Genomic DNA, 14,418 nt, shown 5'->3' on the forward strand with positions numbered 1-14,418 from the left:
TCCCTTCTTTTCCCTACAGGGAACTCGGGGAACGACTGCATTTCCTCAGGAAAGGGAACACGGGTCTTGCAGGAAAAAAATTCTGTTCCCGGGTGAGGAGAATTGAAAAGGAAGACGCCCCTGCACTGCGCTGGCATGTGGCTGTTCTTGTGTTGTGTATCGGCCTCGCCATGATAACCACTGCATGCGCAAACAGCGACCAGAATAGAAGTCCGGCAGTGTCTGCCAATAAACTGGAAACCGCGATCTTTGCCGGCGGATGTTTCTGGTGCATGGAGCCGCCGTTTGAGAAGCTGAACGGAGTCAAGGGAGTTGTCCCGGGATATACCGGGGGCACCAAAGAAAATCCGACATATGAAGAGGTATCCGCAGGAGGGACCGGACATGTCGAGGCAGTTCAGATCCTCTATGACCCTACCAGAATTACCTACGCAGAACTCCTTGATGTCTTCTGGAGGCAGATTGATCCGACGGACCCCGGCGGTCAGTTTGTCGACAGGGGTTCCCAGTACAGGAGCGCGATTTTCTACCTTAACCAAGAACAGAAGCGGCTGGCTGAAAAATCAAAAAGAGAACTTGCAAAGTCCGGGCGGTTTGCAAAACCCCTTGTCACGGAGATCCTTCCTGCAGCGCGCTTCTACAGGGCAGAGGGATATCACCAGGATTACTATAAAAAAAATCCGATACGGTACAAATTCTATCGTTTCAATTCAGGCCGTGACCAGTTGCTGAAAAAAATATGGGGAGGAAAAGATATGGAAAAGAGCGCAGGAAGCAGTGCATTCCAGAAACCTTCCAGAGAGGAACTGAAGAAACGGCTGACTCCTCTGCAATACAGGGTCACCCAGGAAAATGGCACTGAAAAGCCTTTTGAGAACGAATACTGGAACAATAAAAAAGACGGGATATATGTGGATATTGTCTCCGGCGAACCCCTTTTCAGCTCGCGTGACAAATATGACTCCGGGACAGGATGGCCGAGTTTCACGAGGCCGCTCGAACCGGACAACATCGTCGAAAAGGAAGACAGGAGCCTTTTCGTGAAGAGAACCGAGATAAGAAGCAGAAAGGGAGATTCCCACCTCGGACATGTCTTTTCAGACGGACCGCCTCCAACAGATCTCCGTTACTGCATGAACTCCGCAGCCCTCCGTTTCATTCCGAAGGAGGACCTGGAAAAAGAAGGGTACGGCAAATACAAAAAACTGTTTGAAAAATAAAAGAAGCGCACTCCGGCAGGAAGACTTTACTGTTTAACAAGCCACTCTATTGCAAGCTCACGCGTATCAAAAATAGGCACATTGCGTTTGGACACCGCCATCACGAAATTATACGCCAGTTTCATCAGCGGGCTCGTGATCCCGACCACCGCTGCCGCATGGACATACGGCTTGTTGTGTATGGTGAAATCCTTGAAATGATTGAGTGTCTCGGTATCATACCGGGCATTCGTCACATCGGTTAATGTCAGTACGGAATTCGGCTGTTTTCCGTGAAACCATTTCTTGGCGTCGTCAATAATAGGCTTTATATCTTCCTTTTTGCAGTCGGAAAAATCAAAAAGGAGAATTTTTTTGTCCCCTATCTCGAGCAACTGAATCTCGTTTCTTATCATATCCCCCTGCGCCGGAGAAAGATGCCCGACGAATCATTTGCATCAACACCTTCTGCAATGATACTACATTTTCCGGCCAATCGCAAAATCCAGGTGGCGTGCACAAAAAAATCGGGACACGAGGTCCCGATTGGCAGTCCGTTTTTCGGAAAAAAGCTCAGTGCCCGTGACTGTGTCCGTGCTCTTCAGTTTTGCCATGGCCATGGCCCTCATCATGCCCCCCGTGGCCCTCATCATGGCCGTGACCATGCTCTTCATGAATCTCCTCATATCCCTTGAACATCGCGATGATATGTGCCATGGGAGTATGGCCGAGCGTGGCAAGATAGAAATGCACGATCATAAATGCACTGAAGAATATCCAGAGGAGCACATGAATGAGGTCGACAATCTGCAGTCCTCCGAAGAGATTGATAGCCGGCTCAAAGAGCTTCGGGTCCCAGAGGAACAGGCCGGTTATCAGCTGAAGGGGGATCAGCAGTACCATAATCATGAGGTATGAAACCTGCTGCATGGGGTTGAACTTGTTATAGAATGTGGGATGGTGCGGATTGTCATCCCCGACCATAATGCCGTATCCGTAAAATTTGGCCTGAATCAACGCCTTCCTGGCAAACTCCACCGGCCTGTGCAGGGGGGGGATATAGATCTTGATATTGCCTGTTACCAGGTAGTACACAAGCCATATGAAATAATTCGCGATGAGGACGAACCCCAGCCAGCTGTGAATTTCAACAGCGGTCTCGAACGAGAACAGATTTATCTTTCCACCCATTTTTATCTGAGCCCCTGTAAGTATCAGCACGATAAAGGCAGCCAGATTCACCCAGTGCCAGATTCTTACCGGCAGTGCATGTAAAAATATCCTTTGCATTATTTCTTACCTCCCTTCCCCATGCGGCGAAGTGATCGTATTGGAGAAAATATTATTCGACAGGTAATATGGCCTATTGGAACGGCGATGCCGCCTATCAGCGCTACAATGAAGAGTATATCGAACAGCTCGATACTCGTGGCACCGAGTACGTAGAACTTGCTCATCGGGAGTATTGACATGATAGAGGTAAGGACTTCGCTCTTTGTGTTAAGAAGCAGAGGTTTCTCGTCCTCCTTCTTAATCGCGATCGCGACATTTCTGAACAGTTCTGCATTCGGAAGATGGCATTTTTCGCAATCCTTCACAGCCTCAGCCTTCGGACCGATCAGGTGCGCGTCGGCCCCGCTCAGAACATCCACTTTTCCGTTAAATAAAACGATGTATCCTTTCTTGAACAGGAGGGCGTAGAGATTCCATAATTCCTTCGGATCGACGCTTCCGTCTCCGTTGGTATCGATTTTCTCCATAATTCCGGAGGAGTCTGTTTCAAGTGCCTGGAGCAGCTCCCCTTCCGGCAGGGGCTTGCCGGTTTTTCTGTTGTAGAGGCTCAGGAAAACTCCGCGCGCTGCATTCGGGGCAGCATGGCATGCCGCGCAGGAAGCGGATTTGAAATGGGCATCAGCAAACGTCGGCATCGCAATCGGCGGATTCGATAACCATTTGTTGTGGAGACGTGACGAATCCCTGTGACAACCGAGACAGCCGTCCTTTATGTTCGTGGACATGGCAGTCGCTTCGACATTGTGCGCATTATGACATGATGCGCAGGTGGGGGCTTCCGGATCTCCCTTGATCCTTGCCTTTCCATGCATGCTGGCCGCATATGAACTGTTCATGTCGCTGTGGCATTTGTTGCAGGAGGCAATCCCGATATTCTTGTCCTTTTTCGGGCTCACTATCGCATGATCCCCGTGACAGTCCGCACAGGCCGGAGCCTTCTTATTGCCGCCCTTCAGCATCTCCGAATGGACGCTGGCTTCATACTCCGTGTAAACCTTGTCGTGACACTGCCGGCAGCTTTCTGATGCTGCGATCGTGTATGCACGCCTGCTGCTGAACGAGCGGAACGGATGCACTGTCTTTGAAAACTCCTTATGGCAGTCGGTGCACTGGAGTTTCCCGTGGACAGAACCGGTGAACACGTTCAAATCTACATAGACAGAGAGGGTCTCGCCGTTTTTCATGGTCATGCTGATTCTGTTGCTATGGCATGTCAGACAATACTGATTCTCTTTTACCCCGACTTTTGCAGCAGCAATGTCTTTGATATAATGGGCTCCGTGACATTCAACACATGTTCCCTTTGCAGCAAGAGAACTGTGAATCGGCTGCCTCTTCTGCAACTGTTCGGCGGTGTGGCAGGCCGAACATTTCCTGGAGGCATTCGCCGAATACTCGCGTTTGCTCCTGATCTGCTTGACTACCGGGTGATTATCCAGAGTAATATCCGGATGGCAGCCTGCACAGCCCACCTGGCCATGGATAGACGCTTTGAAATCACTCCCGCTGATATAGAGGGAAAGGATTTCTTTGTTCATCAGCTTTTTGTTCATGGTCCTGTCGGAGTGACAGTCAAGGCAGAGATCGACCGGAGATTTATGAGCAGTTTTTGCAGCGCTTTTTGCGGCGCTCACATACACGGGGAAAATCAAGAAGGCAAGGAACAAAAGCAACGATATGGTCTTTTTACTATCCATAAAACCCCCTCCAAGAATTTTTGACGATTTATCGACCGTAGAAGTTATAGCATATCTAAATACTATAATGCAAGCATGAATTACCCGTGTTTTCTTTTGACAGAAAAGCCTCCTTGACGTATAATTTTCTATGTTTTTTATCTATTTTTCTCTGTGTTACAGGGAAGCTGACGATATGCGGGCAAATTGTCCGGAAAACAGGCTGCCAGTCACTTCCTTGAAGGGGACAACGCGTTGATCCCCTATAAGGATGATAACCCGACCTCTGTGTTCCCGGCCGCCACCATTGCTATCATCGCGCTGAATATCCTGGTTTTTCTGCTCCAGATAACAGCCCGTTCAGGGATGCGTGAAGTAACCTACGCCTATGGCGCCATCCCCCAGTATCTGCTCTCCTTTGAGAAGGCCCAGCCGGTGCATCCCGCAATGACGGTGTTTTCGTCCATGTTCATGCACGGCGGACTGTTCCATTTGGGAGGCAATATGCTGTACTTATGGATTTTCGGCAACAACATAGAGGACAGGCTGGGACACATCCGGTTTCTCCTGTACTATCTCTTCTGCGGGATTATTGCTGCATATGCCCATGCGGTCACAAACCCGGACTCAACGATCCCGATGGTCGGAGCAAGCGGCGCAGTTTCCGGTATCCTTGGCGCATATCTGCTGCTCTTTCCGCATGCGCGGGTACATATGCTGATATTTTTAGGCTTTTTTATAACGACGGTAAAGATTCCTGCCTTGATAGTTATCGGATTTTGGGCTATTATACAATTCATCAATGGCATGATAAGCACAGGACTTCATGAGGCTCAGGGAGGAGTTGCGTGGTTTGCACATATTGGCGGGTTCCTCATAGGCCTTGTAACGATACGAATCTGGTTGCCAAGGAGGAATAGACGGTGGTTGTAATATGCCCTAAATGCAAAACAAAGCTGAAGATTGCGGACGAAAAAATATCCCGGGCAGGGTCACGGTTCAAATGCCCGAAATGCAGCACAGTGCTGCTGGTAAAAAAACCTGCTCCTGCTCCCGAAAAACCGGTAGACAATATTAAAATCCTTGTTGCGCATTCAAACCCGTCTGCCATGCACACGATAACCACCTTACTGAATAACAACGGTTATCGGACTGTTACTGCCACTGACGGCATAGAAGCGATGGTCAAGTCAATCAAGGAACTTCCCTTTCTTGCGGTCATTGAAGTCAGTCTTCCGAAGATATACGGAATCGAGGTCTGCAAGAGGCTCAGGCTGAGGCCTGAAACGAAGCATATCAAATTCATCCTGATAAGTTCCCCTTACGACAAGACCAGATACAAAAGAGACCCTGAATCCCTGTATGATGCAGACGACCATATCGAAGATCATCAGATTGCAGAGCAGCTCATGGATTCTGTCAATGCACTCAGGAAAAAAGAGTCGGGGATAAAAGAGCCTGCAAAAGAAACACCCGAAGAAATTCCTGCACCGCAACAGCCCCCGGCAGAGGCCGGAGAGAAATATGCAGAGCCCGCCAGCGATGACAAGACAGAACGCGCCAGAAGACTCGCAAGGACTATCGTCTCCGATATCTACCTCTACAACACGGCAAAAGCGGAAGAATCCATACGGAATAACACCTTTATGTCCGTCTTTTCATCAGAACTCCGCGAGGGGCTGAAGCTGTATGAGAACAGGATATCGCCGGAGGTGCGAAACCGGGGTGATTTCTTCATGGAAGTGATACACGATTTCATTGAGAATAAAAAGAAATCAGTATAATCTGCAAAAAAATTAAAAAAAAAGAGTAATCTTCCAAAATTTGCAGTTTTTCACGTTTCTCCCCCTTTTTTCTGCCATAAGGAAACCTTGCCTTAACCTGTCAATAATTATTATATTAGCACTCACTGACTTCGAGTGCTAACAAAATAAAAACCTAAAGGAAAGAAAGGAGAGCTATGCTATGAAGTTCAAACCACTCAGGGACAGAGTATTAGTCAAGTTTTCTTCAGAGGAGGAAAAAACCGCGGGGGGGCTTTACATTCCTGATACCGCGAAAGAAAAACCCCAGAGGGGCACCGTTGTTGCAGTTGGACCCGGCAGGGTTACAGACGACGGCAAGCGTCACCCAATGGATATCAAAGTCGGCGATACGGTACTCTTTGATAAATATTCCGGATCAAAGATAAAAATGGATGATGATGAGTACCTCATCATCAGGGAAGAGGATATCCTGGGGATAGTCGAATAAAAAATAACCAATACTTGCAAGGAGGAATTCGTTAATGGCTAAACAGCTTATCTTTGATGAGGCAGCAAGAAGTGCGATACTGAAGGGCGTGAGTGTGCTCACGGATGCCGTGAAGGCAACGCTGGGCCCTAAAGGAAGAAACGCCATACTGGACAAGAAATACGGCGCTCCGACAATCACAAAGGACGGAGTTACCGTTGCAAAGGAAATCGAACTGAAAGACCCGTGGGAAAATATGGGCGCCCAGCTCGTAAGGGAAGTTGCGTCAAAGACATCCGATACCGCCGGTGACGGCACAACCACAGCCACAGTGCTTGCGCACGCAATCTACAGGGAAGGGATGAAGAATGTCGTGGCAGGCGCAAATCCCATGGATATCAAACGCGGGATCGAAAAAGCGGTTGAGGCCGTGGTCGAAGAGCTGAAAAAACAGAGCAAGCCGGTGCAGGACAAGAAAGAGATCGCCCAGGTCGGCACAATCTCTGCAAACAACGATGCATCTATCGGCGAACTGATTGCAGAGGCGATGGACAAGGTCGGCAAAGACGGTGTCATCACGGTTGAGGAAGCAAAGAGCATGGCCACCACGCTTGACGTTGTCGAAGGCATGCAGTTTGACAGGGGGTACACCTCTCCTTACTTCATCACAGATCCTGAAAGGATGGTCTGCGTACTCGAGGATGTTTCCATCCTTATCCATGAAAAGAAAATCTCGAGCATGAAGGACCTTCTTCCGCTTCTCGAGCAGACCGCGAAGATGGGAAAACCGCTCCTGATTCTCGCTGAGGAAGTTGAGGGAGAAGCCCTCGCAACACTCGTTGTTAACAAACTTCGCGGAACTCTTCAGGTATGTGCGGTCAAAGCTCCGGGTTTCGGCGACAGACGCAAGGCAATGCTCGAGGATATTGCGGTACTGACAGGTGGCACAGTGATTACGGAAGACCTCGGGATTAAGCTCGAGAACATCAAGATGTCTGATCTCGGAAAGGCCAAGAAGGTCAATATTGACAAAGAAAACACCACCATTGTCGAAGGTGCGGGAGACTCTGCCAAAATCCAGGGAAGGGTCAAACAGATCAAGACCCAGATTGAGGAGACGACATCGGATTACGACAGGGAAAAGCTCCAGGAAAGGCTCGCAAAGCTTGTAGGCGGGGTTGCGGTCATCAATGTCGGCGCCGCCACAGAAACAGAAATGAAAGAGAAAAAGGCGCGTGTTGAAGACGCACTGAACGCAACAAGGGCAGCCGTTGAAGAAGGCATCATCCCCGGCGGAGGAGTTGCGCTTCTGAGGTGCCTTCCTGCACTCAAATCCCTAAAGCTGCATAATGACAGGCAGATAGGTGTCGAAATTATCAGAAGGGCCCTCGAGGAACCCATAAGGCAGATCGTGAACAATGCAGGGATTGAAGGTTCTGTGGTAGTCGAGAAAGTAAAACATGCTAAAGATGTGAACTCCGGGTTTGATGCTGACAAGGAAGAGTATGTAGATATGATTAAGGCCGGTATCATCGACCCGACGAAGGTCACAAGGTATGCACTCCAGAATGCCGCATCAGTTGCGGCACTGATGCTGACCACGTCAGTGATGATTACGGATATTCCTGAAGAAAAGCCTGAACCCCCGATGCCTCCGGGCGGCGGAATGGGCGGCATGTACTAAAATCGCAGGAGACGCTGAAGACGTCTTTCAGTCAGGGGGAATCCTCTGTTTGCCACAGAGGATTCCCCCTCAGTTTTTTCATGATATCTCTGCAGCAGGAATGCTGCCGGGGTTGACAGACCCGCACTGTTCAGACAATTGACTATCATTCGTGGATTCTGTCATCCTAACACAATGAAGAAAAATGTTTCGGCACTTCTTGCCGGCGGTATTCTGTTTCTGCTTCTGTATGCCGGGATACAGCTTCTTATGCCACTCCCCATTGCAAACAGGAATATCGAAGTGCAGATTCCGAAGGGAGCGACCTTCAGGCAGGCCATAGACCTCTTTTCAGAAAAGGGCGTCATCAGGGACAGGAATCTCTTCCTGCTGATCGCACGGGTAACCGGTATAGACAGAAAAATAAAGGCAGGATACTATTCCATTTACGGGTCAATGAATGCCCTTGACCTTCTGAACGTCCTGAGAAAAGGACAGATTGTCGAATACGAGATCACGGTTATCGAAGGCGATTCCCTGGGGGAAATATCGGACAAACTGGCTGAAAGGGGGATTGTTTCGAAGGAGCGTTTTTTCCAGCTCGCCACTGACAGGCATTTCCTCTATTCCTATGAAATAGATGCTCCTTCACTGGAGGGCTACCTTTTCCCGGACACTTACAAAATCCCGAAGGGAATGGCACCCGAAGATGCGTTAGGCATGATGATCAACACACTGAGGGAAAAACTCACCTTTGAAATGTCGGAGAGAGCAGAAGAACTCGGATTGTCCGAAAACGAGATACTGACCCTCGCGTCCATTATCGAAAAAGAGGCAGCAACCGATGAAGAGCGTGCCCTGATTTCCGCCGTATACCATAACAGGCTCAGAAAGAAAATCCCTCTCCAGGCAGATCCGACCGCGATCTACGGCATCAAACGATCGAAAGAGGGAGTGACTGCAGGCGACCTGAGGCGAAAAACCCCATACAACACGTACACGATAAAAGGCCTGCCTCCCGGACCTATTGCTTCCCCCGGGTTAAAATCCATTATTGCATCACTCCATCCAGCCGATGTCCCGTACATCTATTTTGTCTCAAATAATGACGGCACCCATAGTTTTTCTGTTACCGCACGGGAACATGAGGTCGCAGTGCGTGCATACCGCGAGAAAAAACAGATGGAGAAGGAGAAAAAGAAACAGGAAACGGTTCTCAGGGATGAAACCTCGTAAAAAAACAAGAGTAGTGCATGTCGGCAATGTGCCTGTCGGCGGAAGGCACCCGGTGATCGTCCAGTCCATGACGAAAACGGACACCGCGGATATAAAAACAACGGTCAGGCAGATCAGGTCACTTGAATCCTCCGGATGTGAAATAATACGGCTTGCAGTGCCTGACATGAACGCGGCAAAAGCCCTTGGAAAAATACGGCAGGCCATTTCAATCCCCATGATAGCCGATATCCATTTTGACTGGAGGCTCGCCGTCGAAGCTGTCAGGCAGGGTGTTGACGGCCTCAGGATCAATCCCGGGAACATAGGAGCACGGTGGAAAATCAGGGAGGTCGTTGCTGCTGCTTCTGACAACAGGATACCTGTAAGGATCGGTGTGAACGCAGGCTCGCTTGAAAAAGACCTGCTCCGCAGATATGGACACCCTTCACCGGAGGCTCTTGTGGAAAGCGCGGGAAGACATGTGCAGATACTTGAAAGTCTCGGATTTACCGATATCAAGGTGTCTCTGAAGGCATCTGACGTGCTGAGGACCGTCGAGGCGTACACCCTGTTTTCAAAAAAATACCGCTATCCCCTTCATATCGGGATTTCAGAGGCCGGCCCGCCTTCCACCGGGATCGTGAAGAGCGCTGTCGGACTGGGAATCCTTCTCGCTGAAGGCATTGGTGACACCATACGGGTATCCCTCACGGCGAGACCGGAGGAGGAAGTAAGGGTAGCCTATGCAATACTCGGATCACTCGGCATCAGAAAGAGGGGTGTTGACATCATTTCCTGTCCAACCTGCGGCAGATGCAGAATCAACCTGAAAAAGCTTGTGCGGAAAGTAGAAGACAGGGTAAAGCAGCTTGATGGACCGCTCACGCTTGCGGTTATGGGGTGTGTCGTCAACGGTCCCGGAGAAGCAAGGGAAGCGGATTTCGGCATCGCGGGAGGCAGGGGGAAAGGAATTGTTTTTAAAAGGGGGAAGATCGTCAGGCAGGTTGAGGAAAAAGATCTCCTGAGCGCTCTCTTTGAAGAAGCGGAAATATAAAATACCCCGCTTGTCCTGAATTCCGGATACCGTGCAGTGAGCAGTCCGGATCAGATGAACAGGTCTTCCTCCTTCTCGACGAGAGGAGCTCTCGGCCGCACTCACGAATCATACGAGTATTTCGATGCCCAGTTGATCGCCTTGATTATCCTCGGATCCTCCCCGCAGGCACAGCCGTCGGTATTCAGGGCTTCCTTGATATCCTCTTTTGAAGGATTCAGCATTCTCGCAAGGAGCGCTACAGCCCGCATAATCTGTCCGCCCTTGCAGTAATCGCACTCTTTGACCTGCTCCTGCTCCCATGCCCTTTTTACCGGATGGTCCTGCGGAATACCCTCTATCGTCCTGATCCTGTCACCGTCAAGGCTGCTGATTTTTGTCTGGCAGGCCTTTTGCGGCTTATTGCTTACGAGAACGATACAGGCGCCGCATTCCCCCTTACGGCATAACGTCACAGAACCCAGAAGACTGAGACGGTCCCTGAGAATAGGCAACAATGTCTCGTCAGGACCTACATCAATCTCATGGTATTTGCCGTTAATCCTGAGTCTCATACTGGTATGCTGTTTCTTCTCTTTGTAATATCGAGCATATCACCGTTGCTGACGCCAGTCAAGGACGCACATATGCATGTTTCCGGCTCCTCCGGCCCGAAACACGCATTTTGGCGGATTTCTATTTCAGCATCCATGCCCGAATGTCCTTCATGGCAAATGATCTCTCTATCTGCTTTTTCAGATCGATTGCATCCAGAACCCACTGATCTTCATGATGCCAGTCCGTTTTGCCAAACCGCAGACGCTTGGGAAGAATTTTCCGCAGTGAGGTTTCGCCCCGATAATTGGTATAGATAATACTTACCGTCTGCTTTTCAATACTTATGCCGGGTTCAGACATGTCTGCCTCCTTTTGATTCCTTCAGTTATTTCTCCGCCACCCCCCCCGCCATCCCCTTTTTCTCTCACGAGAGGGCCAGCACTCTCTCTGCAAGAAAAATGTTCCCCTTAAAGAAATACGCAACAGTACCGCCTCTGCTTACAGTTCAGCTATTGCATTCAGGAAAAGCAGGACTAAAGGTGCTCTTTAAGGAGCTTGTACTCTATACTGTCAACAAGTGCCTGATAGGACGCCTCGATGATATTTTCTGATACTCCGACAGTCCCCCATCGTTTTTCGTCATCACCTGATTCAACCAGGACTCTTACCTTCGCAGATGTACCCTTGCCTGCGGCAAGGACACGGACCTTGTAATCGTGAAGTTTTACGTTTTTCAGTGCGGGATAGAACTTGTCAAGCGCTTTTCTCAGGGCATGGTCAATCGCATTCACAGGACCGTTGCCTGTTGCCGCGGTATGCTCGATATGCCCCCCCACCTTAACCATGATAGTCGCCTCACTGAACGGATATTCCCCTTCTTTGCGCTTTTCCACAATAATCCTGAACCCTATAAGGTCAAAAAATCTTTTGTGAAGCCCGAGGGCCTTTTTCATCAGGAGCTCGAACGAAGCCTCCGCGCCCTCAAACTGGAACCCTTCATTCTCCAGCTTTTTCAGGGTAGTGACAATATCCTGCAATTGCGGTGAATCAGGATTGAGATGTATCCCGAATTCCTCCGCCTTTCGCAGTATGTTGCTCTTGCCCGCAAGATCTGATATCAAAACCCTCTGGGAATTTCCGACCTGGTTCGGCCTTATGTGTTCATATGTCTCGGGCCTCTTCCTCACGGCGCTGACATGCATGCCTGCCTTGTGGGCAAAGGCGCTGTCACCAACAAAAGGCTGCCTTTTGAAATGCCTCATGTTGCTTATTTCGTTCACATACCGGGAAACGTCACGCAACCTTCTCAGCTGATCAGGGCTGATGCAGTCCAGTCCGAGCTTGATCTGCAGATTGGGGATTATCGAACACAGGTTCGCGTTGCCGCAGCGCTCACCGAGCCCGTTCATGGTACCCTGCACCTGAGACGCCCCTGTCTCTATGGCGATGACCGAATTGGCAACAGCACACTCAGAGTCATTGTGCGCGTGGATGCCGAGAGAACTCTTCGTATCCTTTTTGATTTCCCGGATAATCCTTCTTATGTCATGAGGCAGCGTACCTCCGTTGGTATCGCAGAGCACAAGGCAGTCGGCACCGGCCTTTTCGGCTGCAATAAGGCATTTCAGCGCATATTCCGGGTTGTCCCCGTACCCGTCAAAAAAATGCTCTGCATCAAAGAATACCTTTGCCACATGCTTTTTCAGGTATGCAACCGAATCATGGATAATATCGAGATTTTCTTCGAGCGATACCTTCAGGGCCTCTCTTACGTGGAAATCCCATGTTTTTCCGAATATCGTGATGATTTTTGCCTTCGAATCAAGCAGGGCCTTCATCAGCATATCTTCTGCAACCTTGTGTCGTGGCCGGTGCGTACTCCCGAAGGCAACGACCATCGAATGCTTCAGCTTCAGTCTCTTCGCTTTTTTGAAATACTCGATATCCCTCGGATTTGCTCCGGGCCAGCCCCCTTCCACAAAATGGACCCCAAGTTCGTCGAGCTTTTCGGTAATGCGAAGCTTATCCTCAACAGAAAACGAGATATCCTCTGACTGTGCTCCGTCCCGCAAGGTGGTATCGTATATTTCTATTTTCCGCATCCTGTGTTGCCCTGTCCTATCCCTTTGATCTTTTTCTGGAAGCAGCCTTGCCGGTCGCCCCTGATTTTGGCTGTTCGCCGGTACCCAGCTTAAACGCATCGTGAAGAACGCGCACCGCGAGTTCGGTATATTTTGAATCAACGATACAGGAGATCTTTATCTCGGAAGTGCTTATCATCATGATATTGATATTGTTTTTCGCAAGCGTCTCGAACATTTTTGCCGCAACACCCGAGTGGGTCCTCATCCCAACCCCTATTATGGAGACCTTCGCAATATCATCTCTCACCTTCACATCGTCGGCCCCGATTTCGGAAACGATATCCCTTGTAATCTTCATGGCCTTCCTGCTGTCGGCCTTCGGTACCGTGAAGGATATATCTGTCGAGTTGCCGTCACTGCTTATGTTCTGCACGATCATGTCAACAACGATATTTGCCTCTGCGATGGCATTAAAGAGCTTCGCCGCAACCCCCGGCTTGTCATGTACCGCAATCGCGGTCACTTTCGCCTGATTCTTGTCATAGGCAACACCTGAAACAACAACCTTTTCCATATCCTCATCCTCCTTAACCACGAGCGTGCCGGGGTTATTGTTGAAACTCGATCTGACCACCACAGGAATCCCGTATTTTTTTGCAAATTCAACAGACCGCGTCTGGAGCACCTTAGCGCCCAGACTCGCCAGTTCGAGCATCTCCTCATACGATATCTTATCGAGTTTTTGTGCGTCAGGGACGATATTCGGATCTGTGGTATACACTCCGTCGACATCCGTATAGATCTCACAGAGGTCTGCCTGCAGCGCTGCGGCAATGGCAACTGCGCTCAGATCAGACCCTCCCCGTCCGAGGGTCGTTACATCAGAGGTTTCTGTTACACCCTGGAACCCCGCAATAACAGGGATGATGCCCTTTTCCAGCGCCTTTCTCACCCGTTCTCCGGAGATCCTCTCTATCTTTGCCTTCGTATGCGCCTGGTCCGTAATAATCCCGACCTGACGTCCGGTAAAAGACATTGACCTGAAGCCCAGTTCGTTGACCGCCATCGCCGTAAGCGCAGCGCTGATGCGTTCTCCCGAGGAAAGCAGGAGGTCCATTTCTCGTTCATCCGGAGTTGAAGAAATCAGGTGCGCAAGATTTATCAGTTTGTCAGTTTCTCCCGACATTGCGGATACGATAACGACCACATCGTTTCCCTGATTCCTTGTATCGGCAACGCGCCTTGCCACAGACTGTATTCGTTCAAGGCTGCCGACTGAGGTACCGCCATATTTCTGCACAATGAGCATTTCTGCTGAACCTTTCTCTGTCAATTGAATTTTTGCCGCATACTTTCCCGGCAGGTTAGCAAATCATGCCTCAACGAGCCGGATCAACGCATCAGAGGTACCGGCACGACAAGTTGTTTCTCAAGTCGCCATGAACGTGAAAGCGGAATAACT

14 protein-coding genes are annotated in these 14,418 nt (G+C 49.7%); 7 read left to right on the forward strand and 7 right to left on the reverse strand.

Annotated elements, in window-relative coordinates; all coding sequences use genetic code 11:
* Nucleotides 1–170: 170 nt before the first annotated feature.
* Nucleotides 171–1,220: a peptide-methionine (R)-S-oxide reductase MsrB gene (msrB, locus tag AB1552_05275; GenBank protein MEW6053189.1), complete on the forward strand. Its 1,050-nt coding sequence runs from the start codon at nt 171–173 to the stop codon at nt 1,218–1,220.
* 26 nt (nt 1,221–1,246) lie between these two features.
* Here the strand turns inward: msrB and AB1552_05280 are convergent, their stop codons facing one another.
* The 3 genes from AB1552_05280 to AB1552_05290 form a co-directional block, all read right to left on the reverse strand.
* Nucleotides 1,247–1,615 (reverse strand): hypothetical protein, encoded by a 369-nt coding sequence (locus tag AB1552_05280; protein MEW6053190.1) that lies wholly within the window; start codon nt 1,613–1,615, stop codon nt 1,247–1,249.
* A 157-nt stretch (nt 1,616–1,772) separates the two neighbouring features.
* Complete coding sequence (locus tag AB1552_05285) at nt 1,773–2,489, reverse strand: cytochrome b/b6 domain-containing protein (GenBank protein ID MEW6053191.1); 717 nt, start codon at nt 2,487–2,489, stop codon at nt 1,773–1,775.
* Entirely contained in the window at nt 2,489–4,189 is a 1,701-nt protein-coding gene (locus AB1552_05290) for a cytochrome c3 family protein (GenBank protein MEW6053192.1), read from the reverse strand. Before AB1552_05290 ends, AB1552_05285 begins: the two co-directional genes overlap by 1 nt.
* Nucleotides 4,190–4,375: 186 nt before the next feature.
* Here AB1552_05290 and AB1552_05295 point away from each other — a divergent pair, with 186 nt between their 5' ends.
* From AB1552_05295 to ispG, 6 genes are all read left to right on the forward strand, one after another.
* Nucleotides 4,376–5,101 carry a rhomboid family intramembrane serine protease gene (locus AB1552_05295; GenBank protein MEW6053193.1) on the forward strand — a complete coding sequence of 242 codons (726 nt, stop codon included), beginning with the start codon at nt 4,376–4,378 and terminating at the stop codon, nt 5,099–5,101.
* A complete protein-coding gene (locus tag AB1552_05300; GenBank protein MEW6053194.1) occupies nt 5,092–5,952 on the forward strand; it encodes a zinc-ribbon domain-containing protein in 861 nt (286 codons plus the stop codon). The genes AB1552_05295 and AB1552_05300 overlap by 10 nt, the downstream gene beginning before the upstream one ends.
* A gap of 181 nt (nt 5,953–6,133) precedes the next feature.
* Complete coding sequence (gene groES / locus AB1552_05305) at nt 6,134–6,421, forward strand: co-chaperone GroES (protein ID MEW6053195.1); 288 nt, start codon at nt 6,134–6,136, stop codon at nt 6,419–6,421.
* Between the two features lie 34 nt (nt 6,422–6,455).
* A complete protein-coding gene (groL, locus tag AB1552_05310; GenBank protein ID MEW6053196.1) occupies nt 6,456–8,084 on the forward strand; it encodes a chaperonin GroEL in 1,629 nt (542 codons plus the stop codon).
* A gap of 174 nt (nt 8,085–8,258) precedes the next feature.
* On the forward strand, nt 8,259–9,299 hold the full coding sequence (gene mltG, locus AB1552_05315) for an endolytic transglycosylase MltG (GenBank protein ID MEW6053197.1): 1,041 nt from the start codon (nt 8,259–8,261) through the stop codon (nt 9,297–9,299).
* Nucleotides 9,286–10,335 carry a flavodoxin-dependent (E)-4-hydroxy-3-methylbut-2-enyl-diphosphate synthase gene (gene ispG, locus AB1552_05320; protein ID MEW6053198.1) on the forward strand — a complete coding sequence of 350 codons (1,050 nt, stop codon included), beginning with the start codon at nt 9,286–9,288 and terminating at the stop codon, nt 10,333–10,335. Before mltG ends, ispG begins: the two co-directional genes overlap by 14 nt.
* A gap of 101 nt (nt 10,336–10,436) precedes the next feature.
* Here the strand turns inward: ispG and AB1552_05325 are convergent, their stop codons facing one another.
* The 4 genes from AB1552_05325 to AB1552_05340 form a co-directional block, all read right to left on the reverse strand.
* Entirely contained in the window at nt 10,437–10,889 is a 453-nt protein-coding gene (locus AB1552_05325; GenBank protein ID MEW6053199.1) for a 2Fe-2S iron-sulfur cluster-binding protein, read from the reverse strand.
* A gap of 121 nt (nt 10,890–11,010) precedes the next feature.
* On the reverse strand, nt 11,011–11,232 hold the full coding sequence (locus AB1552_05330; GenBank protein MEW6053200.1) for a hypothetical protein: 222 nt from the start codon (nt 11,230–11,232) through the stop codon (nt 11,011–11,013).
* A gap of 173 nt (nt 11,233–11,405) precedes the next feature.
* Complete coding sequence (gene cimA, locus AB1552_05335; protein ID MEW6053201.1) at nt 11,406–12,974, reverse strand: citramalate synthase; 1,569 nt, start codon at nt 12,972–12,974, stop codon at nt 11,406–11,408.
* 16 nt (nt 12,975–12,990) lie between these two features.
* Nucleotides 12,991–14,265 carry an aspartate kinase gene (locus tag AB1552_05340; GenBank protein MEW6053202.1) on the reverse strand — a complete coding sequence of 425 codons (1,275 nt, stop codon included), beginning with the start codon at nt 14,263–14,265 and terminating at the stop codon, nt 12,991–12,993.
* Between the last annotated feature and the right edge of the window lie 153 nt (nt 14,266–14,418).

It is taken from the genome of Nitrospirota bacterium (genome assembly GCA_040754395.1).
In the GTDB taxonomy this organism is placed as follows: Bacteria; Nitrospirota; Thermodesulfovibrionia; order Thermodesulfovibrionales; family SM23-35; genus JBFMCL01.